A 24,131-nucleotide genomic window follows, 5' to 3' on the forward strand; every position below is an offset into this window, starting at 1 on the left:
AGGTAGCTGCGCAGGACGGAACGGGAAAAACTTTCCCGTGAAGCCTGGCGTATCTGAGATTTGCGGCTGGTGTGCAGGGCTAAAGCCCTCGCCAGCGCTAAAGAGGTTCGGAGCGATACATGAGGATGCGAAGGATTCTGCTGGTTTTGTTGCTGGTGGGTGGCTTCTGGTACGTTGCAGCCCATTTGCCTGGGGACCTGAGGAATCTCTCGTTGATCGGGCCGGGCAGCGGCGGCTCAGCGCTGCAGCTGACGGAGGCGCACGCTGCGCCTGAGTACGACTCCGAGGAACAGAACAACATCGCCGTCTACAAGCGGGTGCTTCCGTCGGTGGTGAACATTACCGCGACCAACCTGGTGTTCAACTTCTTCTACGGAGCGGTACCGCAGCAGGGGCAAGGGTCGGGATTCGTTCTGGACAAGGCCGGGCACGTGCTGACTAATTTCCACGTGGTGGAGAACGCCAATCGCGGCATCGAGGTGCAGCTCTCGAACAAGCACAAGTACACGGCGAAGGTGATTGGCACGGATCGAGTGCATGACCTGGCGCTGCTGCAGATTGACGCGCCGAACCTGCAGCCGGTGACGCTGGCGGACTCGTCGGGGCTGTCCGTAGGGCAGAAGGTGTATGCGATTGGCAACCCGTTCGGACTGACGGGGACGATGACGCGCGGCATCATCAGCTCAATTCGTTCGATTCGCGGAGCGGAGGGAGCGCCCATTGAGGACGCCATCCAGACGGATGCGGCGATCAACCCGGGCAACTCGGGCGGGCCGCTGCTGAACTCGCGGGGCGAGGTGATCGGCATCAATACGATGATTGCTTCGAATGGTGCGGAGCAGAGCTCGGGAATCGGCTTTGCGATTCCGATCAACACGGCCAAGGCGGTGCTGGCCGACCTGACACGCTATGGGAAGGTGAAGCGGCCGTCGCTGGGTATCTCGTCGTTTGCGATTGGGCCAGACCTGGCGGAGCAGCTTGGGCTGGCGGCGGATTACGGTGTGCTGATCCAAAAGGTAATTCCGGGCGGTGCGGCGGAAAGGGCGGGATTGCGCGGTGGAAACGAGCAGGCGTACCTGGGCAATCAGCCGATCATGCTGGGCGGCGATTTGATTGTGGCGATCGACGGCCAGCAGGTCACCGATCCACAAGACATACAGGCGATCATGGACAAGCACCAGGCGGGCGATACGATCTCGGTGACGGTGGTGCGCGGGCGCCGGCAGATGACGATCAAGCTGATTCTGGGCGAGGCGCGCGGGCAGACCACGTAAAGCGGAGGAATGACGGATGGAGGCGCGCTTCGGCGTGGCTTGCGGCCGGACTCACACAACAGACAAACAGTTGTTTTCCAAGCCTCGTCACGTGACATTCGGAGGTATCTCGATGTTGAGCGTCGAATTGGATTTCCTGCAGAGCCAGTTAGAGGAACGGAAGCGTCGGCTTGAGACCGCCATTGCGCTGGCGCCGGATAATGCCAATGCCGAGGCCCTGCTGCGCGAGGTGGATTCCGCTCTGGATCGTTTTGCAGCCGGGACGTACGGCGTGTGCGAGACGTGCCACGAATCCGTGGAGCGGGACCGGCTGCTCGCCGATCCGCTGATCTGCTATTGCCTCGACCATCTTACGGACTCCGAGCGAGCCGCACTGCAGCGCGATCTGGACCTTGCTTCCGCACTGCAGCGCGGGCTGCTGCCGCCGGCGGAGCTTCGCGTTGACGGGTGGGAAACCAGCTACCACTACGCGCCGCTGGGCCCGGTGAGCGGCGACTATTGCGACCTTTACCCCTGGGGCGGATCGTTGTTCTTCATGCTCGGCGATGTCTCGGGAAAAGGAGTTGCCGCGTCCATGAGGATGGCGCAAATGCATGCGCTCTTCCGCAGCTTGATCGGTATGGGTCTGCCGCTCGCGCAAATTGTGACTGAAATCAATCGATTTCTGTGCAACAGCGCACTGGCCGGAGAATACGCCACGCTGGTCTGCGGGCGCGCCAACCCGGAGGGCGATATTGAACTCTTCAATGCAGGGCACTTGCCCGTGGTTGCCCTTCAGCGGGGACAGGTGCAGTTGCTTGAGTCCACTTCGTTTCCGGTTGGCATGTTTTGCGATACTGCGTTCGCTCCTGCGCATGTGCGGTTGAGCGGGGACGACATGCTGTTCCTGTTTACCGACGGTGTCTCGGAAGCGGTGGGAGCAGACGGCGAATATGGGGTCGAGCGGGTGGCTCGTCTGATCGGTGCGATGTCGCCGGATTGTGCGGCTGGCGCGATCTCGGCGTGTCTCGAGGATCTGCGCCGGTTCGCCGGAAGGAATCCGGGCATGGATGACGTGACCTTGCTGGCTATGCGGCGGACAGCGTGAGGCCGGCTGATGGCAGGTTCCGTGCTTTGCGGAACCAGGAAGGGCTCTCCAGTTCAGGTCGGGTGACTCGCCTGGCGAGGCGCCACCTATACTGACGAGGTGAAGCTGCCGTTTCCGGGACAGGAGCTGGTTGCGCTGATTGTGGCGGTGTCGTTTGCCGCGGGGCTGAACGTGTATGCCACGGTGGCCACGCTGGGGCTGCTGGCGCATGCGGGCGCGTTGGAGCTGCCGGAGAAGCTTGAACTGCTGGGAAACTGGTGGGTGATTGGGGCAAGTTCCGCGCTGTTCGCGGTGGAGTTTTTTGCGGACAAGATTCCGGCATTCGACCTGGTGTGGAACGCGCTGCATACGTTCATCCGGATTCCGGTGGCGGCGCTGCTGGCGTATCGGGCGACGTCGGGGCTGAGCCCCGGAGCGCAGTTATTGGCCACTGCGGCGGGAGGGCTGATTGCGCTGGCGGCGCATGGGGGCAAGACTGCTATGCGGGCGGTGATCACGCCGTCTCCTGAGCCGGTTTCCAATATGGCGCTCAGCATGGGCGAGGATGTGGTGTCGATCGGGCTGACCTGGCTGACCGCGCACCACCCGGTGTTGGCAACGTCGATTGCGGCGGTGTTTGTGCTCGTGGTGGTGCTGCTCATTCGGTGGGTGTGGCGGGCGCTGCGGCGGCTGTTTCGCGGGGCGGAGCGGGTCGTGTCGGGCTCCGATTCCGGCATGGAAACTCAAGGCTGAAAGCAGTGCGCCACAAAAGTGGAATGGCCTGGAACACGAAGAGCCATTAGGCTGGTTTGCAAACTCCGTTTGCTTATAAACCGCCGCCCGGTTCCTGACTAGAGGTCTACGGCTGTTTGGGTGCGGATGTCGCGGATTCGGGAGCCGGCTTCAGTCCTATCTCAATGGAGCCGGATAGCTAGACGGAATGATCGATTACTACGAATTTCTGCAAATCAGCCCTCATGCAGATGCTGAGACGGTCCATCGGGTGTACCGCTACCTGGCGGCCCGTTTCCATCCGGACAACCCGAAGTCGGGAGATTCCAGCCTTTTCTGCCTGGTGAAGTCGGCGTATGACGTGCTGTCGGACCCGGGAAAGCGCGCTGAATACGACGCGGCGCGGAGGAACCAGCTCGTCGAAGTGGAGCCGCTCTCCTCGTCCGTTGACTTCATGGATGACCTGGAAGGTGAGTTGAATCGAAGGCTGGCGGTTCTGGCGGTGCTCTATAGCCGGCGACGCACAAGGCCCGACGTGCCGGAGGTAAGCCTGATGGACATCGAGGACCGCCTGGGTTTCCCTCGTGACTACCTCGACTTCACACTCTGGTACCTGGTGAAGAAGCAGTATTTGACTCGCACGGACAATGCGCAATACACGCTGACGGCCGACGGTGTGGACTTTGTGGAGGCGCAACGGATCAATATCCCCACATTGAACAAGATGTTGACGGCAGAATCCGGATTTTCGAACGCAGACGCGGTCGGTCTCAAAGCGATTGCGGAAGGTGCGCGGCACTCGAAGCCGGCGGCCGCGCGGGTGACGCAAGCTGGACCGGGTCAGACGCCTATCATTCTGCCTAACGAGCTGACGCCGGATACGCGATGGCACCCCGGAATGCCGGATCGCCGGAAAAACGGGGGAAACCGCCGGGGTAACTCCACGGGTGGACGGCGCTCGACGGACTGATTCGTCCGGCTATCCCAGCTTGTTGCCGCACTCGGGGCAGAACTTCGTTCCGCCCTCGGATGTGCACGAGGCAGCAATCGAATCGATCGTGATCGCCATCACATACACAGCGGTCCAGATCCCCTACCATCGGAGGCAAGGAGTGGTGTCTCCTTTGCTAAAGAACGAAAGAGAGTTGGTTAACTAATGCATAACTGGGGTTACTAGAAAATTAGCTACCCCTCCCCCTGTTTTTACTTCTCCGTATATTCGCCAAAAACGGGCCTAAGCTACAGATTATATTTAAATTATCCTTCTACTAAATCCCATAGCCGCAAAACAAGTCGTTATAACATAGATCGCCCAATTGTACTTCTTGATAAATAGGCTGCTAATGCCGTGGGCGAGTGCGCTGCTGTGGCACGTATTCCAGATCACATTCTGAACGAAGTTGCGGTTGGGTGGAGGCGGTTTTCCAGCGGCGCTCCGGGACTTGCGGGGCAAGTGGGATTGATTCGCTCACTCACCGATGTTGGGCAAACTGCGGGGCGAGTGGGGTGGAGGTACCGATCCAGAGTTCGAAGACACGGGGAGGCGCGCAGCCGGCCTTCAGATATCTGGGGCTCAGATCCTGCTTCTGCACCTGGCCTACATCGAGCGGCTTCAGGGCATCGATCACCTTCGTAGCGGCGTCGTTGTTCTCAGGGCTGAAGTAGTACCGAAGCTGGTTCACGAGAGGCCCCTGATCAATGCGCTGTACACCCTGCAATGGCAGCGGGAGACTGCCATTGTTAAGCGAGCTCGCGAGTCCGCGGCCTCGGTCCAGTTGCTCGGTCGAGTTGGCCACCTGAATGTAGAGGCCATCGGGGTTTGAACTGCACAGGCTTTTCTGCTGTTCACGGCCCGCGTCCGCGGCTTGCCGCACTACGCTGGCCAGTTCCGGGAACTTGTTGGGGAGCTGCAGAATGGTTACCTGCAACTCGGTTGGGGCCTGTTGGTCTTTGGTCTCGGCGGTGTAAACCTCTACCGCCATTTTGACTGTGTCTGCCTTATCGCTGGTGAGGAGCGGCAAGAGAGCTGCCAGATTGGCGTAGCGCTTCTGCGCGTTATCGAAGATGCGCTGCTGTGTGTCCTGCTTCTCCTGAGCATCCCGGCTCAATTTGTCGCTGTTATCTTTCTGGATGGTGTATGCGGCGCCCACGGCCGCGATGACGACGGGCACGAGGATGCCGGCGATTTTGGAGAGACGCTCGAGGACCACATCGGTGCGGGACGGGGTGTCTTCGGCCATGCTGCGGGGCTCCATCTGCAACCCGCACGTGAAGTGCGGATGCGAAGGGCAGGATGACTGCTGGTTTGGGACCACTCTACAGGAGGGTGGATCGGGTGACAAGGATTAGTTCGAAGGGGCTGTCAGCCGGGATCGTCTCTAGTCATCGCAAGGAGCGCGATGAATGGGGCACAGACCTGCGGAGGTGCTGAAGCTGAGGTGATGAGTGGCACCTGCCAGAGCGCCGGGATACTTGACGTCCATATATATCAGAGTCAGACTCTATATATACGGGGGCTGATGATGACTGCACCGCTGACGTCAATACGGCTGGACAAGAGGCTGGCGGATAGGGCCGCCAAGGTCCTCGGCGTGAAAACCCGCACCGAAGCGGTGCATCGGGCCCTTGAAGAGATCGTCAAACTCCAAGATTTCAAGAACCTGATGAAGAAACACGGCGGGAAGCATAAGTTCGAAGGGTCCGATGAGTGAGATTGCTATGTTTGACTCCTCTGTGCTGCTGGACCAGTTCCGCACCGGACGGCACGCCGAGCGCTTTGGCCGCCTTGACGTACCGATCAGGAACTCGGCGGTGGTGCTGGCGGAGCTTTGGCGAGGCGCAACGAGTGTAGAGGAGCGGGAGCTGGTGCTGGAACTTGAGGAAGACTACCCGGTTCTGACTCCGAGCACGGAACAGTGGATCGACTCCGGCCAGATTCTCGCCCATCTGCGTGCCCGGCATGGATTCGAGCCTGCAAAGCTTCGCGACCTGCACTTCGATGTGCTGATTGCGCTGACGGCGCAATCGCATGGTGCTCGGCTGATTACGTCGAATCGCGCGGATTTTGAATTGATTCGGGAGTACAGGGATTTCAAGTTGGAAGTATGGTAGGTGATCCCGGATCAGATTCCAAGCCGCGAAAATGCGGTTGGGCGGACGCTGCTTTCCATCGTCCCTTACGGGACTCGCGGATCATGTTGGGACTGGCTTCCCCACGTTGAAACGCGGGGCTGATGAACTGTGCGCCTACGGCGCCTGTGGTAAGCCCGCTGTGTTGTGGAGGCCGGCATACCTCCCGCTCATCGCAAAGAACGCGATGAACGGGGCACAGACCTGCGAAAGTGCTGAAGCTGAGGTTGGTGAGTGGACCACCTGCCCTGTATCGAGTGTCACAGAAGTGTCTTTCCGCCTGCGGTAAGGTCGCCGCCATGATCAGATCCACGTTTTTGCTGGCTGCTATCGTCATGGGGCCGGGCGCACTATTTGCGATGGATAAGACCGGGGCCCAGGACCTGCTTGCCTCGGCCGGGCGCCAAGCGAGACTTTTTGAGGATTCTGCCCGCCCGTTTGCGATGGATGTGGATTTCACCGCCGAGTTCGACATGCCCCGGCAAGGGCACCTGCGCCTGCAATGGGAAGCGAAGGATCGCTGGTGGAGCAAGCTGAAGATCGGACCAATTGAGGAGATTAAATTCCAGGACGGCGAAAAGAGCTACACCCTGAGCAATACAGGATTCACGCCGAAACAGGTGCGCGACTTGATGGACCTGCTGCACGTCGCGAAGAATTACGACAAGCTTGTGGTCAAGAAAGACCAGGAGCACATAGAGAGCGGCGTCACAGTGAAGTGCATGGAGACGGAGCGGCGGGAGTTCAAGAGTAGCCCCCGCCATCAGATATGTACGGATGTAGGCACCCGCGACATCATGAGCGAGAGTTGGGAATGGAGCGAGGACCGGGTGTACAGAAAGCAGTTTAGCGATTTTGCCGATTTCGCAGGACATCGGTATCCACACAGGCTGGAGTTCCTGAAAAACGGAAGAACGATCATCAGTGCGAACGTTATCGAGTTGAGACAGACGCCGCTCGACCCGCAGCTGCTGGTGCCCCCGCAAGGCGCGATTGAGCGCCGCGAATGCCCGAACTTTCAACCGCCCTCCATGGTCAGCGAGCCTGTACTAGCTCTTGGCGGCAGGACCGGCCTGAATGGCAGTAGCGAGGTGGAAATAACCGTCCTCGCTGATGGGAAGGTGGGCGGCCTGCATGTGCTGCAAAGCGGCGGTCCGGTTATGGACGACATAGTCATTGACGCAGTCAAGCACTCGAAATACAAGCCGGCGATGTGCGGAACAGAGCCAGTGATTGCCGAAATGGATATTGAGCTTGGTGTCGGGATGCATTAAACCCTAGTTGCTGGCCAGGTCCTTACATCCCGCGAGGAGATGCGGGCGTGCGGCTCGTGCGGACTGAGACGGGGACAGCTTCTACGAGCCGCTCAAAGCAGGTCCTTCGCTTCGCTCAGGATGACAACCCTATGGCAATGCAGGACTGCAACACGAAAGGGCCGCCCTGGCGGGCGGCCCTTGTTCTCCCCTGAGTAATGTTGGTGATTAGTCGCCGGCGACTAGGTCTTTCTCTTCGCGGTGGCGGTTGACGGGGCTGGCGGCGTTGTTGCTTGCGGGGCGGATCTGGTCGAGGGAGACCAGGCCGGTTTCCTGCGGCTTGATGCCGAGGATGTGCTCGTTGTAGAGCTTGGCCATCTTGGCGTTCTCGGCGTCTGACTTAATCTGCTCGGTGGCCGACTTGGCGTTGCGGGCGCGGATGCGCTCTTCACGGGCGTTCTTGGCGATGCCGAGCTCGTCGAGGGTGTGGTTGGCTTCGGAGTTGACGTGCTCCATGTTGAGGTTGAGCGTGTGCCCAACTTCGCTCATGGCCACCTTCTTGCCGCCGGCGAAGATTTCATGGCGTCCGTGCTCCTCATACCACTTGGTGAGGGTCGCGGTCATGTGCATCTTCTCGATGATGTTGCGCCAGCCGATGCCGGTGTTATACGCGCAGAAGCTGATTTCGCCTTCCTGCGTGGCGTAGGGGATGATGCACTGCTCGGTACGGCGGAAGTCGTAGTTGAACAGGTCCTGGAACCACATGCCGGCGATGAAGAGGAAGTTCCAGCGGTCCTGGCGGCGCTTCTGGATGTCGTCCATGGTGCGGTCGCCCTTGACCGAGCCGTAGTTCTTGCCGGTGGCGTTGAAGGTCTTGTCCATCTTCTTGAGCATGTCAGTGATCTTGAAGTGGGTGGGCGCCTGGAAGGGATCGTAGTTGCGCAGGAGCGCGAGGCCGAAGCCGATGACCGAGAGCCACTTGCCGCGGGCAGCGTCGTTGACCTTGGCGAGGTCCTTGGCGACCTGATCCATGTGGAGGAAGGCCGTGACGGGCGCGGCTTCCTTGGTTTCCTTGTCGATCATGAGGGCCATGCCGATGCCGCAGTTGGGGTGGCATCCGCAGGAGAGCTGGCCCCACTCGGCCGAGGGCCCGTGAACGAGGTCGGCCCAGTCAGAGAAGGTCGACATGAAGGAGATGGGGAACCAGTCGCGCTCGGGAACGCCGAAGCCGCACTGGTTCTTGATGTCGTGCGCCATGTGCGAGAGCGTGTAGCGCTGGGCGTTGCGGCGCTCGTCGGAGATTTCCTCGTCGCGGCCCGTGAAGCTGACGGGCTGGAAGGAGAGGAAGCTGATCTTCTTGGGGTTATCGAGCGCGAAGTTGATGATGCGGCCGACCTGCTCGTTGTTGATGCCGTTGATGATGGTCGTCACGGGGACGATTTCAACGCCGGCTTCATGCAGATTGTTGATGGCCTGGAGCTTCACATCGAACAGGTTGCCGACCTTGCGGTGGCTGTTCGCGGCGTTGCCGATGCCGTCGAACTGAAGGTAGACGTAACGGAGACCGGCTTCAGCAGCGGCGCGGCAGAGCTCCTTGGACTTGGCGAACTCGATGCCGTTGGAGGCGGCCTGAACCGAGTTGTAGCCGACCTTGCGCGAGTAGGCGACGGCGTCAAGGAAGTAGGGGCTGAGGGTGGGCTCGCCGCCCGAGAACTGCACGCTCATCTGACGCCGGGGCTTCATGTTCACGGCGTTGTCGAGCATGGTCTTGATTTCGTCCCAGGTGAGCTCGTGGACGAAGCCAACCTGGTTCGCGTCCATGAAGCAGGGGTCGCACATCATGTTGCAGCGGTTGGTGAGGTCGATGGTAAGGACCGAACCGCGGCCGTGCGTGACGGTGGAGGTGCCGTGGTTGTGGAGCTTGTCGCTGGTCTCGCCGTGAGCGCGGATGTCGCGGCCGGGGAAGGACTCTTCAAGGTGCTTGAAGAAGGCCGGATCGATGGACATGACGTCTTCGAAGTGGCCGTGCTTGGGGCAGTCCTTGACCATGAGGATCTTGCCGTCGCGCTCGATGATCTGGGCCTTGATTTCGCCGACCTTCTCATTGAGGAGGACTTCGTGGGGCAGCTTGCCATCGAGGATCTGCTGGCGGATCTCAGGGACGCACTTGGGGCAGAGCGAGTCAGTCGTACGCGGCCAGCCCAACGGGGGCTTCTCTTTCTGATAGGACTTCAGCAGCGGCTTGTCGCTCCACTTGGGAGTGAAGGACGGGTTGGGGCTGATGCGGTTGACCCGTTCGAAGACGGACCAGGCGCCCTTTGCCGCGTAGACTGCGACCTTTTCTGCGTACTTCATCGCTTTGGCCATTTGTTGCGATCTCCTTCAAAGAATTGATTCCGGCGTCCGGTCACTGCGGGCGGCCACGGTGGCCGCTGAAAGTCGAGGTATCGGAAGAACCGCTCGGTCCGCCCCCATTCCCCCGCGTGGCGGAAAGGTGGAGGCAAGAATTCATTGCTAGGCTAGCCGCCCGGGCTCGTCAACCAAAGGGGGCTGCAGCGAATGGGGATATAGGGAGCTGAATGGCGAGATTGTGCAGGGAATGGGAAGGGCTTTTCGGCTGGTTCCTGTGGATTGCAAGTAGTTGCTGGTGTGAAACTTAGGTTCGCGGGCCGCCGAGAGGATTCAGGTTTGCCAGCCAGAGTTGATGGAATGGGGCTACAATTCATTTCTCCCCCGTTCCCGTTTCCTCGGGAACCCGATATCACTTCATCTTGCCGAGGTTGGCATGAGGCAATCCTTGCTTAACCCGTTGCGCGTATGCGGCCGGTTGTGTTGCGCGCTGGTTGTGTGCGCCGTCTTTGCCGGCGCGGCGATGCAGGTTTCGGCGCAAGCGAATCAGTGGGTGTGGATGGGCGGAGGTTCTACGTATAACCCGGTACAGGGGGAGTTCGGGACCCAGGGGGTTCCTTCGGCGGCGCATGTTCCGGATATCCGCGCGGGGGCGATTTCGTGGACGGATCGGAGCGGGAGTTTCTGGCTATTCGGGGGAGGCAACTACTCGACGCTGGGGCTGGCGAATACTCACAACAACGATCTGTGGAAGTACGATCCTGCCACGAACCAGTGGACATGGATGAGCGGGAGCAACACGAACGCGCCCGGGGTTTACGGCGTGCAGGGGGTGGCGGCTGCGGATAATGCCCCGGGAAGCCGGGAGTCGGGCGCGGCGTGGACGGATGTGGATGGAAATCTCTGGCTCTACGGCGGCAGGGGATTCGACGCGCAGGGGTTCATCGGCACGCTGGATGATTTGTGGAAGTTCGACGTGGCAAGAGGAGTGTGGACGTGGATGGGTGGCGACAGCCATCTTGCCGATAACAGCAAACGGGCATGCTCGCAGCCGAGCTACGGAACACTCGGTGTGCCTTCGACGGCGAATACTCCCGGGGGGCGCATGCGGGGGGGGGCGTGGACCGGCGCGGACGGCACATTCTGGCTGTTCGGCGGCGGGGGATGCGACGGAATCCTGAATGATCTGTGGAAGTACGAGCCCACGAGCGGTATGTGGACATGGATGGGGGGCAGTGCAACGGCGAATGACACAGGGCGCTACGGGACGCTCGGCGCCGCCTCGTCGAGTAATGTGCCGGCCGCGCGCCTGAATGTCGCGAGCTGGACGGATAAGCAGGGCCGTTTCTGGCTGTTTGGAGGCGACGGGGTGGGCGCCGATGGGTTGCGCGGCTATCTGAACGACCTGTGGGCGTACGACCCTGGAAAGCATGAGTGGACGTGGATGAGCGGGAGCAGTTCGGTGGGGACGGAGAACTGCTATCACCCCGGCCTGATGTGTGCGCGATCCGGGGTGTATGGAAAGCTGGGCCAGTTTGCAGCGGGAAATGTTCCGGGCGGACGCGAGGGGTCGATGGGAGCGGTGGACGCGTCAGGAGATCTGCTGCTGTTCGGAGGAAGGAACAACCCCAGCGAGGCCATCAACAAGATGAACGACCTGTGGGCGTTCAATATTGGCACACGGCAGTGGGCGTGGATCTCGGGCAGCAACGTGTTTGAGTGCGTGACGAAGGATGCCGGCGGCGCGTGCCAGCTCGGCGGGCAACGGGGCGTATACGGGACGCTCGGAGCTGGCGCCGCGATCACCATGCCGGGCAGCCGGGACTCAGGGTTGAGCTGGAGCGACAAGGACGGGAACTTCTGGATATTTGGCGGCGAGGCCGTGGACAAGAGCGGAGTCAACGCGCCGCTGAATGATCTCTGGGTCTATCAGCAGCTGGCGCCGACTTTCACTCTGGCATCGGACTCGAATGCTCTTACGATCAGCGCGGGAGGCCACGGGACGGTGGCGCTGACGATCACCCCTAAGAATGGGTTTGCAGCGGCGGTGACTTTCTCCTGCGCGGGGCTGCCAGCGGGAACAACGTGCAGCTTCGCTCCGTCGAGTGTGACGCCCGCGGGCAGCGCGGTGAAGACGCAGCTCACGATCACTTCAAGCGCATCGGCTGCTGCGAGCGCGCAGGCTGCGAACCACGGGCATGTGGTGCGGCCATTGCTTCCGCTAGTGGCGCTGGGACTGGTGGGATTCTTCTGGCTTGGCGGGCGGAGGCGCGGTCGGCTGTGGCTGCAGGCGGTGCTGCTGTTGGGGCTGCTGGCGAGCGTGACGGCGTGTGGCAGCGGCGCCACGGCGAAGAGTTCTGGGCCGACGCCGCCTCCGCAGCCTCCGCCGACGCAGCCCACGGTTGCCACGGTCACGATTACGGCTGCTTCGGGATCGCTGAATCAGGCGACTACGCTGACGCTGACTGTGACGCACTGACGTGACGCACTGACGTGTTCTTTGATGAATACCTGTAATCAGAGGTCGAACCGCGAGCCGGTGATCATCCTTAAACGGCTTCCCATACAACGGCGCGGTTATGCCGTATAGTCATTTCATCCATACATCGCCTTGCAGACAGTTGCTGCTGACTGACTGTCAGGGAACTGCGTCACGTGTGAGGCTTCGAATCCTTGCTCTGGGCAGCTCATCGGTTTGGGTTGCGGAAGACGGGAATCGGCCGAATCACGGACCCAAAAAGGGTTCTCAATATGCTGCGCCGCTTCCGGATTATTTTCGCTCTGCTCTTGCTTTCAGTCATCATTGCGCCAGCGATGAGTGCCTCGACCGGCTCCGGCGACTGGGTATGGCAGAAAGGCAGCAATGAGTTCAACATCAATCCTGTGTTTGGAACCCTGCGGGTTTCCTCCCCCGCGGCTAATCCTGGGAGCCGCTCCGGAATGGCCTCCTGGACCGATAACTCGGGAAACCTCTGGATTTTCGGCGGCGGCGTGGGCTACAGCGACGTGTGGGAGTTCAATTCGAGCACGATGGAATGGGCGTGGATGGCCGGGCCGAACACCCCCTCTCAGGCAGCCGTTTATGGCACCCTCGGTGTCGCGGCCCCAGCCAACGTGCCCGGCCTCAGGAGCGGTTCTGCCACATGGAAAGACAAGGACGGCAATTTCTGGTTATTCGGGGGCGAAGGCCAGGATTCGGCTGGAAACTACGGATATCTGAACGATCTCTGGAAGTTCGATACCACTACTTTTGAATGGACCTGGATGGGCGGCTCCAACGTTCTTCCCACCTGCCCGTCCACGAACAGTTGCGGGCCTCCGGGCGTTTACGGCACGCTTGGCACTAGCTCGGCGAGCAACGTTCCCGGAGGGCGTTCCGATGCGCTGGGCTGGACCGATGCTAGCGGCAATTTCTGGATGTTCGGCGGCCGCATCTACATTGTCTATCTCAACGGCTGGGGAGGGTACGAAAACGACCTCTGGAAGTACAGCCCTTCCACCCATGAATGGACATGGATGGGCGGTAACAGCTCTTTGCCATCTGACTGCACGTTGAACGACAGTTGCGGTTATGCAGGCATCTACGGCACCCTGCTCACTCCATCCAGTTCAAATCTTCCGGGCGCGCGTGAGGAGTCCACCGTCTGGACCGATTCAAACGGCAACTTCTGGCTCTTTGGCGGTTTCGGCTATGGCTCAAACCACATCAGAGGCGAACTGAATGATCTCTGGAAATTTGCTCCCTCCACCGGCGAATGGGAATGGGTGAGCGGAAGCGACACTATAGGCACGCGAACCTACGGCGGTCAGGCCGGTGTCTATGGAACGAAGGGGGTTTCTTCTTCCGCCAACCATCCAGGAGGACGCAACTCCGCAGCCGGTTGGATGGATCAGGACGATAACCTCTGGCTCTTTGGCGGATATGGATTCGGCTCGACCAATGCGGACTGGGCTTTCAGCAGTGGTTTCCTGAATGATCTGTGGAGGTTCAATCCGGCTACCGACGAATGGACCTGGATGACCGGCAGCGATCTGATTGGCGGCCTTGCTTCGTTCGGCACCCTCGGCGTCGGGTCGTCCAATGATCCGGGGAACCGCATTGGGGTTGCCGCCTGGTCCGGCCCATCCGGGAATCTCTGGTTCTTCGGTGGCTCGTACAGGATCGACAACTATCAATCCGGTGCCATGAGCGACGTCTGGGAGTATCTGATCGACGGCGCGGATCGCGCTGCTCCTCCCACGTTCTCGCCGCCCGCAGGTACCTACACAAGCGCGTTGTCAGTCAAGTTGAGGTCCGTGACGCCCGGCGTGACTATTTACTACACCACCGACGGTTCAACTCCCACGGTCAGCGCGACTGTTTACAACGGCCCCATCACCGTAACGCAGTCGCAGACGATCTCCGCCATTGCTGCCGGCTCGGGTTATTTGCAATCTTCTGCCGTCTCCGCCAGCTACGTGATCAACCTGCCGGTCGCCGCAACTCCGACCTTCTCCGTGCCAACGGGAACCTACACATCGGCGCAGACCGTGACCATCAGCGACGTGACTCCCGGCGCGACTGTGTACTACACAACCGACGGATCCGCTCCGGGGACCAACTCTGCGCGATACACCAACCCGGTCTCGGTCTCCCAAACGGAGACGCTCAAGGCGATCGCCACTGCCAGCGGCTACGCACCCAGCCTCACTGCCTCCGCCACTTACACAATCAGTGCAGCCAGTGCGCCGCCGAGCTTCACCTTCTCTGCATCACCCTCTACGATCACCGTGATGTCCGGCGGGACGGGAACGACGACGCTGACAGTGACTCCGCAAAATGGATTCAGTTCCGCTGTCAGCTTCAGTTGCTCGGGCTTGCCTTCCGGGACAGCGTGCACCTTCAGTCCCGGCACAATCAAGCCATCAGGCGCTCCGGTCACATCACAACTCGGCATTGCTGCGCGCGCGGTCGCGTCGAATGGGCCCATGGAACGAACACCCTTGCTACCCGGCGCAGCCGTCGCAGGGGCCGGAGCGCTTCTCTTCTGGAGAAAGCGCCGCCCATGCACGTTCTGGATTCCCGCGCTGCTGCTGTCGTTTGGCTTGGTGCTGCTTACGGCGTGCAGCAGCTTCACAGTGAAATCGAGGACAACCACGGTTACCGTCAGTGCCAAAGCGGGAAGACTGCAGCAGACGGCTCAAGTCACTCTTACTGTCAATCCTTGACGGCTTAGGCGGCTGTCGATTCGTCGCCTGTCGAGCTCGTGGTGCTCATCGATCCTCGCGAAGACGAGGCAAGACGTAGAGAATGGTCTCATGCCGAATGAGCCGTTTGTTCTGACCGCTGCGCAGGCCCGGGTGCTCGGGTCGCTCGTCGAAAAGGAAGTGACCACGCCGGATTACTATCCGCTGAGCCTGAATGCGTTGATGAATGCGTGCAATCAGCGGTCGAACCGCGAGCCGGTGATGGACCTAGATGAGGATGCTGTGCGGCAGGCGCTGCATGGGTTGGAGGATCTGCGGCTGGCGGGACGGGCGCGCGGGGCGGACAGCCGCGTGACTAAATATGAGCACTGGCTGGGCGAGGCCTTCAACTTTTCGCGTGCGGAGACGGCATTGATGTGCGTGCTGCTGCTGAGGGGGCCGCAAACGCCGGGCGAGCTGCGCGGGCGGACGGAGCGGTTGCATCGATTCGAAGAGATCAGCGATGTGGTTGCGGGCCTCGAGAAGCTGATGCAGCGCGAGCCGGCGCTGGTGGCAGTGCTGCCGCGGCAGGCGGGGTCGCGGGAGGCTCGGTATGCGCAGTTGCTGTCGGGGGCGGTTTCGGGGACGGCGGGGTCTGTGGGGCCTGAGGTGAGCGTGGTTTCCAGCCCGGAGCACGACGAGCGGATAGCGCAGTTGGAGGCTTCGGTGGAGGAGTTGCGCAAAGAAGTCGCGGAGTTGCGGAAGAAGATTGAGGATTTGTTTGGGTAGATAAAGTCACGCCGGCCCTACGGGACGGCGTGAATCTAATGCGAACCCTGACCCAGGACGTCGCGCTGCGCGCTCCGGCCTGGGCTATTCTCGTTTCCTCCCTACGGGAGGAAGTGACCAGATCCTCTGTTTAGACGAGTTCGTAGCCGGCGAACCAGTAGCCGATTTCGAAGGCGGCGGTTTCCTCGGCGTCGGAGCCGTGGATGGCGTTCTGCTCGATGTCGGTGGCGAACTTCTTGCGGATGGTGCCTTCTTCGGCGTTGGCCGGGTTGGTTGCGCCCATGAGCTTGCGAAGGTCGGCGATTGCATTGTCCTTCTCAAGAACCATGAGGACGATGGGGCCAGAAGACATGAATTTGGTGAGGCCTTCAAAGAAGGGGCGCTCCTTGTGGACAGCGTAGAAGCCCTTGGCCTGGTCCTGGGAGATGGACTGCTTTTTGATGGATACGATTTTGAAACCGGCCTTCTCGATCTCGGCGAGGATGGCTCCGGTGTGTCCGTTGCGGACCGCGTCGGGCTTGACGATGCTGAATGTGCGCTGCGCCACTCTGTCTTGCTCCTATGGGGAAAATTCCCTGCTCCTCGATTTTATCGGGTCGAGGCGGCAGTGGCCGGAGGGCTGCAGAAGGCGGTGCAGATGGCGTCGGCTACGTAGCCGGCGGCGGTGGCGAAGGCGCGGCCGGCCTGGTCTGCTTTGCCGGTTGAGGCGCTGACGCCTTCCGTGATGATGCCGCCATCCCAGTCGCTGCCGAGGAGTATTTTCATCGCCTGGTCGCGACCGGATTTAAGGCGCAGATGGTCGGCGACGCTCCACGAGGTTGTGAACGGCAGACGGTAGGAACCGGGGAGGCCGAAGGGCTGGTCGCTGTAAGACCACTGATAGTTGGGCGAGTGAAGCCAGCGATACGTGCGCTGAAAGATGCGGTCGTCTTCGGAGACGAAGCCGAGGAATGGAAGCTTGAGGAGCGAGCCGGGAGGGACGTCGGCGAGGATGGGGTCTTTACTGGCCGGGGAGCCATCGGTGGCCGATACGAGGATGGGGCCGTCGGCGCCGGGGGCGTTTTGGGTGACGCAGAGTTTCAGGATGGCGGCGTGTAAGGCATCGGCTCGCGCGGCCATGTCGCGGCTCGTTGCTGCGTCGCCGAGACGCCCGTAGATCTGGGATAGATCCTTGAGAGCGAGCCATGTGAGTGCGTTGTCGTATGTCGAATAGCCCTGCTTGCGGTACTCATCCTGGGGATCGTGGAGCGTGATGAATAGACCCGTCTCGGGCACGAAGTTGGTCAGGATGTTCCGCTGCAGGAAATCCAAATCAGCGCGATGCTTTTTGATGAAGGCGAAGTCTGCCGTGGCTGCGAGATAAGCGTAGAGCGCGGTGACGGGGGCATCGGCTTCGTCGAGTTCGAGTCCGTCTTCGAGCACGACGCCGTCGATGAAGCGGCTGTGCGTGCCGGTGTTGCGCAGCTGCACGGAGAGGGCATACTCGAGGGCGGAGCGGGCCATGTCGGGGTCGGTGTCGAGGAGCGCGGGGAAGCTCCACAACATGGCGTCGCGGTCCCAGTAGGCCGCGGAGACGTAATAGCGCGGGCTGCGCGAGGTGATGCCGACTACCTGTTCGGTGTCGAGCGCCTTGCCCCAGGCATACATGCGGGTGAAGAGGAGGTTGCGGTTCATCAGCATGTCGAGATCGGCACGGCCCGTTGTGCGCGTGCGCCGTAAGAACCACGTTGCTGCGTCGTTGAGAACCCCCTTGACGCCTTCGCGGTCGATGGTCTCGGCGAGAGCCTTTGCGGATTGCGTGGCCGAGTACTCCTCGAGGCCGACGCCGATAGCGAAGTGTGCCTCTGCTGTTTTTCCGGGTTCGAGGGTGAGGGTCTGGGAGGTGTCAGAAGAGGGGCCGCTGGTGACCGGCGGGCCGTTCACGTCGGCTTGGGAGCCGGGATGCAGGAGGGTCCACGCGAAATGCGTGTCAGACGTGACGAAGGAGAAGACTTCGCCTGAGCCGCCGGTCCAGGGAGCGGGTGCGCCTCGCAGTTCGCCTTTTAATTCAACGGGCGTGTAGGTGACGCGATTGAGAGCGCCGAAGCGGGCGCGCAAACCGAGCGTGACCTTTGTCGCAGAGGTCTTGTTGTTGGTGATGGTCAGGCTGAGAAACGCGGCGCGCACGCCTGGAGGCGCGCACCACATGAGAGTCGCGGTGATTCCATCTTTGGTTAGCGTTGCTTTCGGAATCCACCAGGAGTGCAGCGTCCACTCGGGGTTGCGGAATTCGAGCGGCTTACCGTCGATTGCGAAGTAGGGCTCGAGCACTGGTTGGCCGCCGCCGCCGGTGACTTCGAGCAATCCGCGATCGCGCATGGAGAGCACGTTGAAGTTGTCGATGGCGCCATCGACGGCGCGGATGGTGGGCAGAGCAATCCACTCGTTGCCGGTGGGGATGACGTCCGACGAAGCGAGCTTTACGGGAACCGCGTTTTGCGCCAGAGCTACGTGCGCTACAGCAAGGCAAAGCAGGAACCGCAATTTCATGCCGCCATTTTCGCAGAACTGGCTTTGTGTTGGGCTTCACGCAGGACGGCGCGCTTCTGATCGAAGCGCGCCGTGGTTGTTCCGCTCGCGGGCTGGTTCAGCGACCCATGCCGTGGCCGTGATCCTGACCATGATCGGGGCCGTGATTGTGGCCGCCGAAGTCGAAGAGGTCGAACATGTCGCCGATGGCGGGAGAGTTTGTGGGCACGTACGGGTTGTTGTCGTCGACGCGCGGGTTGGGCAGATTGTCGCGGCTGCGCATGGTTACCGGCTTCAGCCGCCAGTTGCGTTCTATGAATTTATTGAGGGAGACGTGGTCAGTGTATTCGTGCGAGATGTGGCCGGCCTGCGTGAAGGGCGAGACCACGATCATGGGCACGCGGGAGCCGTCGCCGAAGAAGTCGACGGGCTGCACGTAGCCGGAGTCATAGTAGCCGCCGCCTTCGTCGAAGGTGACGAAGATTGCGGTGCTGGACCAGAGGTCCTTGTTGGACTGCACCATGTCGACGATCTTTTTGACGAAGCCCTCGTAGAGGTCGAGCTTCGATGAGGCCGGGTGGCCATCGAGCAGGCCGCTGGGCTTTACCCAGGAGACTGCGGGTAGCGTGCCGTTCTGGATATCGCTGTAGAGATTGGTGGTGTCCTGGATATGCGCGTCGCGCACCGCAGGATCGGTCATGAACGAGGTGGAGTACTGAAGGAAGTTGCAGATGTTGCAGTAAATGTCAGTGGGATCCTGACCGTAGGGATCGTTCACGTAGCGATTCCACTGGTCGCCGTAGTACTTGAACGAGATGTTCTTATCAAGCAGCGCATTGCCGATGTTGCGCGTGGTGACCGGCGGGATGGTGAATGCGGTCGTCTTGGGATCGCCGTAGGCCACGTTGCCGTTGCCGAAGTATCCGGGGTTGTAGTTGTTGAGGATGTAATAGGCGCCCTGCTGGCACTTGGGATCGATGTGATAGGGCAGGTTGGCTTCGTACTGCAGGATCTCGGAAGCGCCGGGCGCATTCGGATCGGAGCAGTTGGAGTAGCTGCCGCCGCTGTAACCATCCTGCGTGTAGTAGTTGTTGGTGCCGGGCTGCGGGTTGGGATTCTCGATCTGATTTGCGGGAGGCGTGGCGGGATTGCCTTGCGGGTCGCTGAAGTAAATGTCGTCGCTATAGCCGAGCAGGATGTGATTGATGCCTGTTCCGCCGCTCCCTGCCTGGTGGAAGTTGTCGCTCATCGCATAGTTGTCGGCGAGGTACTTGAGGTAAGGCGCGTCACCCTGCTGCACGTTGTAGAAGCCCATGGACGTGGAGCCTTCGCCGGTGCTCATGTCGTTGAAGCCGGAGGGCTGGGGTTTGCCGTTGGAACCAGCGCCAACGGTAACTTCAACCCATGGGAAGAGATCGGACTGGCAGCCGCTGTTGTTCCAGCGCGTGGCGCGCCAGGGATTGCAGTCGAGCTGTTGCCACATTTGATAGAAGCGGTGCACGGGGCTGGCCGCGTAGGCGTCATAAGGCACGCCGGGCGTGAGCTGGAAGGGGCCAGGAGGCAGGCTGGTGGCATTGGGGATGCGGGTGTCGATGGTCTTTGCGGGAAGGCCGGTGCCGCCGGTTGTGAGATAGGTGTAGTACTGATCGTCGGGCAGGCCGTTCTCGATTGCTTTCGCTTCAGCCAGCGAGGAGATGTAAGGCTTGGTGGGGCCGCCGACGAGAGGGGGAGGAAGCACCTTGTAAGGACTCTTGCCATAGGGGATCGGCATCTCGTAGTCCTCTGGTTGCATGTCGATTGCTTTGTCCTGGTGGGCTCGCCAGTAGTGCGGGCCCGGAGTGCCGTCGGCGTTGATGATGTGTTTGGAGAGCAGGTTATCGACGTGCTGATCCCCCTTTGGCTTGTAAGTGGCGAAGACATGATCGAAGGTGCGGTTCTCGCCGATGATCACGATGACGTGCTTGATGGGTGATGTGGTCTTTGCGTCGGTGCTTTGAGAGGCTTGCGCGAGAGCGGGCGTGGGAAGGCCCGCAAACACTTGCAGCCCAGCCAGAATCGCTGTGCCGCTCCTGAGGCAGATGGACTGAAGGGGGATCAGTTTCATCGCACGCTCCGGGGATCAGTTGTTTCGCGGCGAATCGGAAATCCGCGAACATCCGGAGCATATTTGGGCAGCCCTGCGTGGTCCTTGAATGAGCGGATAAAATCAGGCGGCATTTCTGTGAACTCTTCGAGCAGGGTCAAGAAGATTTTGCTGTTTGGCAGGTAATTGGATTCCGTATTATGGCTGTCACATCCGATGATCGGGCAGGTCCAGGTCGTGTCTCCGGCCCAAGGCGCCCATGAGGGCGCGCTTGATGCTGCCCGCTGGAGTCTCGTTAGCCGGATAGGGTTCCGCTTCGTCTTTTCCTATCTAGTCCTGTACGGGCTGTACGTTCTCGAGATTCTCTGGTTTTTCCTGGTCATGGTAGGCCGTCACAGGATGCCCAGCGGTTTCATCGCGCCGCTGTGGCATGTTGTGGTTCCGTGGTTTGGACACCACGTGCTGCATCTCCATTCGGCTATGGATTTCAACCAGAACGGCAGCGGCGACACCACGTACGAATACACGCTTGTTTTTTGCGAACTACTCCTGGCTGCATTGGCTACTGTCGTTTGGTCGCTTTTCGATCGGAAACGGCCTCACTACAAGAGGCTGTATGCGTGGATTCGTCTTCCGGTGCGACTCTTGCTGGCCGCGATGATGTTCACTTATGGGTCAGACAAGATGTTTATGCTTCAGTTCGGCCGGCTGACGCTTGCTGATCTCGCACGGCCTTTCGGCGAGATGTCGCCGCCCACGCTCATGTGGAACTTCATGGCCGCTTCGCCGGTGTACACGATTTTTGCCGGATGCGTGGAGACACTGGGAGGCATTCTGCTCCTGTTTCCGCAGACGGTGGCTCTTGGTGCGATTGTTGTGCTTGGCGCGATGACAAACGTCGTTTTCATGGATCTGAGCTACGACGTCGGTGTCAAGGCACTCTCCGCGCACTTCGCTCTCTTCGCCTTGTTCCTACTCGCCGATCGCATGAAACCTCTGGCCGACTTGCTGATTTTTAACCGTTCAACGCAGGCGGTGCCCTGCATACCCCTGGCACGCTGCAAATGGATCGATCTCGCTGCGCAATTATCCGTGCCGGTTCTGGGAACCTTCCTACTCTTCTTCTTCATGTTTTTCGGGTACCGCGCGTATGGGCGCGTTCAGGCGAGAGCAGCCGATCGGAGCCCTCTCTACGGGATCTGGGATATTGACTCGTTTACCGTGAATGGGCAATCATCCGGGCCGTTGCTGACGCCGAAAATTCGTGATGTACTGCAGATTCCCGCAGAGAGCGAACGATGGCAACGACTTGTGTTTGAAGACAACAAGACTGCGGTGATTTTGCTCAAGAACAAGCAGGGCGCCCAGTTACTGGATACGGTGCAGGTGAAGGTCGATCCGCAGAAGGGATCTATCCTGTTCACCGATGACCGGGATTCAGCATGGAAGTGCACGCTCGATTTTCAGCGCGCCAACCCATCTCGGCTCGCTATCCAGGGCGAGATCAATGGTTCGCCAGTTTCCATCGCGCTGCATCTCGAAGACGACTCACGATTCCTGCTTCGCAACCGCGGAGTGCACTGGATCATCGAGCAAAACAACTTCAATTGAACGGTGGCACTCTCGGCGTGCGCCATCCAGCGCAGCATCTGCTAGAGTTTCGGCATGCAAAGCTACTGTTCCAAATCGCTTCGCTGTTCCTTACTCCTTGCCGCTCTCATGGTTTCTCCTCTGTTTGGGCAGGACAGCACGTCTTCGCCGTCAGGCTCACAGACAACGGCTTCGCCCTCTGAGTTGAAGGTGTTTGATTCTTCGCTGCTCGATACGACGGTAGACCCGTGCGATAACTTCTACAAGTTCAGTTGCAATGGCTGGTTCAAGAAGAATCCGCTGCCGGCGGATCAGACTTCGTATGGGCGGTTCACGGAGCTCTATGAGCTGAATCGCCTGCATCTGAGGCAGATATTGGAAACCGCGGCGGCGGCCGGCCCGGAGTTGCGCAGTTCGAACGAGCAGAAGATCGGCGACGAATATGCGAGCTGCATGGATACGGAGGCAATCAACAAGACTGGGATCACGCCGCTTAAGCCAGAACTGGATCGCGTGGCCGCGCTGAAGTCGATGAAGGATTTGCCGGAGTTGCTGGGGCACCTGCATCGCTCGGGCGTGAGCGCGTTTTTCGCGATGAGCTCGAACCAAGACTTTGCCGATGCGAGCCAGGTGATCTTGTTTTATTTCGCATCGGGGCTGGGCCTGCCGGAGCGCGATTATTACACGCGCACGGATGCCAAGTCCGTGGAGCAGCGCAAGCAGTACGTGGCGCACGTGACGAAGATGTTGACGCTAGCAGGCGAGCCCGAGGCGCAGGCGGGGAAAGATGCACAGACGGTGCTCGATCTGGAGACGCGGCTCGCGAAGACGTCACTGACGATCACTGAGCAGCGCGATCCGCATAATCTGGATCACCCGACCACCGTTGCAGCGCTGGATAACGATCTGTCGCATTTCTCGCTGGCCGAGTACAACCGCGCGGCGCGGACGCCGATCAGCGGGAAGGCGAATGACAACGAGCCAAAGTTCATGGCGGAGTTTAACCGCATCCTGGCGGACACTCCGCTGGATGAGGTGAAGACCTATCTGCGGTGGCATGTGATCCATGCATACGCGGGGACGTCGATGCCTGAGGCGTTTGAGACGGAGAGCTGGAATTTCTACGCACACATTTTGAATGGCGCGGAGAAGCAGCAGGAACGATGGAAGCGCTGCACGAGCCGGGTGGATCGCGAGATGGGCGAGGCGCTGGGGCAGGTGTATGTGGCAAAGTACTTCCCGCCCGAGGCGAAGGACCGTGCGCTGACCATGACGATTTCGATTGAAGACGCGATGGGCAAGGACATTGGCTCGCTGGACTGGATGAGCGCGGAGACGAAGGCCAAGGCGAAGGAAAAGTTGAAGACGGTGATGAACAAGGTCGGGTATCCCGACAAGTGGCGCGACTACTCGAAGCTGGAGATTGTGCGAGGCGATCCATTCGGCAATCAGCAGCGCGTGCGGCAGTTCAACTTCGACCGCGAGATCGCGAAGATCGGCAAGCCGGTGGACAAGGCGGAGTGGTATATGTCGCCGCCGACGGTGAATGCGTACTACGATCCGCAGCAGAATAATGTGAACTTCCCGGCGGGATATTTCCAGCCGCCATTTTTCAGTGACAAGGAAGACGACGCGGCGAACTATGGGGACATGGGATCGACAGTGGGGCATGAGCTCACGCATGGCTTCGACGACGAGGGCCGGCAGTATGACAAGGACGGCAACCTCAAGGACTGGTGGACCAAGAACGACGAGAAAGACTTCAACGACCGCGCCGAGTGCATGGTGAAGCAGTATGACGCGATTGAGGCGGTTCCCGGGGTGCATCTGAATGGGAAGCTGACGCTGGGAGAGAATCTCGCCGATCTGGGCGGCCTGTGGCTGGCGTGGATTGCGTGGCAGGACAAGGCGAATGCCGCGCACATCGACATGGACGACAAGACGGACGGCTACACGCCCGAGCAGCGCTTCTGGATTGCTTATGCGCAGCAGTGGTGCACGCAGACGCGGCCGGAGCAGTTGCGGACGCAGGCGCAAACTGATCCGCATGCGCCGGATGAGTATCGCAGTAACGTAGTGCTCAGCGATCTGCCGGAATTTGCGAAGAGCTTCAGTTGCAAGAAGGGCAGCAAGATGGTGGCGGAAAAGCCGTGCCGCATTTGGTAAGGCGCGGTTGGGTGTGACGAAAAGGC

At 60.3% G+C, this 24,131-nt stretch carries 17 protein-coding genes; 12 read left to right on the top strand and 5 right to left on the bottom strand.

Translation table 11 applies throughout. From position 1 onward, the window contains the following. Window positions 1–119: 119 nt before the first annotated feature. The 4 genes from MOP44_RS02565 to MOP44_RS02580 all read left to right on the top strand — a co-directional run bounded on the left by MOP44_RS02565 (window position 120) and on the right by MOP44_RS02580 (window position 4,042). On the top strand, window positions 120–1,274 hold the full coding sequence (locus MOP44_RS02565) for a S1C family serine protease (protein ID WP_260794332.1): 1,155 nt from the start codon (window positions 120–122) through the stop codon (window positions 1,272–1,274). A gap of 112 nt (window positions 1,275–1,386) precedes the next feature. Then, window positions 1,387–2,361: a SpoIIE family protein phosphatase gene (locus MOP44_RS02570; protein WP_260794333.1), complete on the top strand. Its 975-nt coding sequence runs from the start codon at window positions 1,387–1,389 to the stop codon at window positions 2,359–2,361. 99 nt (window positions 2,362–2,460) lie between these two features. Beyond that, window positions 2,461–3,093 carry a DUF4126 domain-containing protein gene (locus MOP44_RS02575; RefSeq protein WP_260794334.1) on the top strand — a complete coding sequence of 211 codons (633 nt, stop codon included), beginning with the start codon at window positions 2,461–2,463 and terminating at the stop codon, window positions 3,091–3,093. Window positions 3,094–3,280: 187 nt separating this feature from the next. Next, the gene (locus MOP44_RS02580; RefSeq protein WP_260794335.1) at window positions 3,281–4,042 is read left to right on the top strand and encodes a DnaJ domain-containing protein; all 762 of its coding nucleotides are present in this window, start codon (window positions 3,281–3,283) and stop codon (window positions 4,040–4,042) included. Window positions 4,043–4,544: 502 nt separating this feature from the next. Here the strand turns inward: MOP44_RS02580 and MOP44_RS02585 are convergent. Continuing rightward, window positions 4,545–5,312 (bottom strand): hypothetical protein, encoded by a 768-nt coding sequence (locus tag MOP44_RS02585; protein WP_260794336.1) that lies wholly within the window; start codon window positions 5,310–5,312, stop codon window positions 4,545–4,547. A 279-nt stretch (window positions 5,313–5,591) separates the two neighbouring features. Between MOP44_RS02585 and MOP44_RS02590 the strand changes: the two genes are divergently transcribed. The 3 genes from MOP44_RS02590 (at window position 5,592) to MOP44_RS02600 (ending at window position 7,475) form a co-directional block, all read left to right on the top strand. Beyond that, complete coding sequence (locus MOP44_RS02590) at window positions 5,592–5,783, top strand: type II toxin-antitoxin system VapB family antitoxin (RefSeq protein ID WP_260794337.1); 192 nt, start codon at window positions 5,592–5,594, stop codon at window positions 5,781–5,783. Further along, window positions 5,776–6,183: a type II toxin-antitoxin system VapC family toxin gene (locus MOP44_RS02595; protein WP_260794338.1), complete on the top strand. Its 408-nt coding sequence runs from the start codon at window positions 5,776–5,778 to the stop codon at window positions 6,181–6,183. Before MOP44_RS02590 ends, MOP44_RS02595 begins: the two co-directional genes overlap by 8 nt. A 317-nt stretch (window positions 6,184–6,500) precedes the next feature. Beyond that, window positions 6,501–7,475 (top strand): energy transducer TonB, encoded by a 975-nt coding sequence (locus MOP44_RS02600; protein WP_260794339.1) that lies wholly within the window; start codon window positions 6,501–6,503, stop codon window positions 7,473–7,475. Window positions 7,476–7,682: 207 nt separating this feature from the next. Here MOP44_RS02600 and MOP44_RS02605 read toward each other — a convergent pair whose 3' ends face one another. Further along, the gene (locus tag MOP44_RS02605; RefSeq protein WP_260794340.1) at window positions 7,683–9,821 is read right to left on the bottom strand and encodes a radical SAM protein; all 2,139 of its coding nucleotides are present in this window, start codon (window positions 9,819–9,821) and stop codon (window positions 7,683–7,685) included. 418 nt (window positions 9,822–10,239) lie between these two features. On the opposite strand from MOP44_RS02605, the gene MOP44_RS02610 reads away from it, so the two are divergent. The 3 genes from MOP44_RS02610 to MOP44_RS02620 all read left to right on the top strand — a co-directional run bounded on the left by MOP44_RS02610 (window position 10,240) and on the right by MOP44_RS02620 (window position 15,758). After that, complete coding sequence (locus tag MOP44_RS02610) at window positions 10,240–12,282, top strand: Kelch repeat-containing protein (RefSeq protein ID WP_260794341.1); 2,043 nt, start codon at window positions 10,240–10,242, stop codon at window positions 12,280–12,282. 335 nt (window positions 12,283–12,617) lie between these two features. Next, window positions 12,618–15,011, top strand: coding sequence for a chitobiase/beta-hexosaminidase C-terminal domain-containing protein (locus tag MOP44_RS02615; protein ID WP_260794342.1), 2,394 nt, complete (start codon window positions 12,618–12,620; stop codon window positions 15,009–15,011). 90 nt (window positions 15,012–15,101) lie between these two features. Next, complete coding sequence (locus MOP44_RS02620) at window positions 15,102–15,758, top strand: YceH family protein (RefSeq protein WP_260794343.1); 657 nt, start codon at window positions 15,102–15,104, stop codon at window positions 15,756–15,758. 130 nt (window positions 15,759–15,888) lie between these two features. Here the strand turns inward: MOP44_RS02620 and ndk are convergent, their stop codons facing one another. From ndk to MOP44_RS02635, 3 genes are all read right to left on the bottom strand, one after another. After that, entirely contained in the window at window positions 15,889–16,305 is a 417-nt protein-coding gene (gene ndk, locus MOP44_RS02625; RefSeq protein ID WP_260794344.1) for a nucleoside-diphosphate kinase, read from the bottom strand. A 41-nt stretch (window positions 16,306–16,346) separates the two neighbouring features. Continuing rightward, window positions 16,347–18,287, bottom strand: a complete 1,941-nt coding sequence (locus MOP44_RS02630) for a glycoside hydrolase family 125 protein (RefSeq protein ID WP_260794345.1) — start codon at window positions 18,285–18,287, stop codon at window positions 16,347–16,349. 97 nt (window positions 18,288–18,384) lie between these two features. Then, a complete protein-coding gene (locus MOP44_RS02635; RefSeq protein WP_260794346.1) occupies window positions 18,385–20,370 on the bottom strand; it encodes an alkaline phosphatase family protein in 1,986 nt (661 codons plus the stop codon). Between the two features lie 195 nt (window positions 20,371–20,565). On the opposite strand from MOP44_RS02635, the gene MOP44_RS02640 reads away from it, so the two are divergent. Then, window positions 20,566–21,960, top strand: coding sequence for a hypothetical protein (locus MOP44_RS02640; RefSeq protein ID WP_260794347.1), 1,395 nt, complete (start codon window positions 20,566–20,568; stop codon window positions 21,958–21,960). A gap of 108 nt (window positions 21,961–22,068) precedes the next feature. After that, window positions 22,069–24,105 (top strand): M13 family metallopeptidase, encoded by a 2,037-nt coding sequence (locus MOP44_RS02645; protein WP_260794348.1) that lies wholly within the window; start codon window positions 22,069–22,071, stop codon window positions 24,103–24,105. Window positions 24,106–24,131 lie beyond the last annotated feature (26 nt).

The sequence above is a fragment of the Occallatibacter riparius genome (assembly GCF_025264625.1).
Lineage (GTDB): Bacteria > Acidobacteriota > Terriglobia > Terriglobales > Acidobacteriaceae > Telmatobacter > Telmatobacter riparius.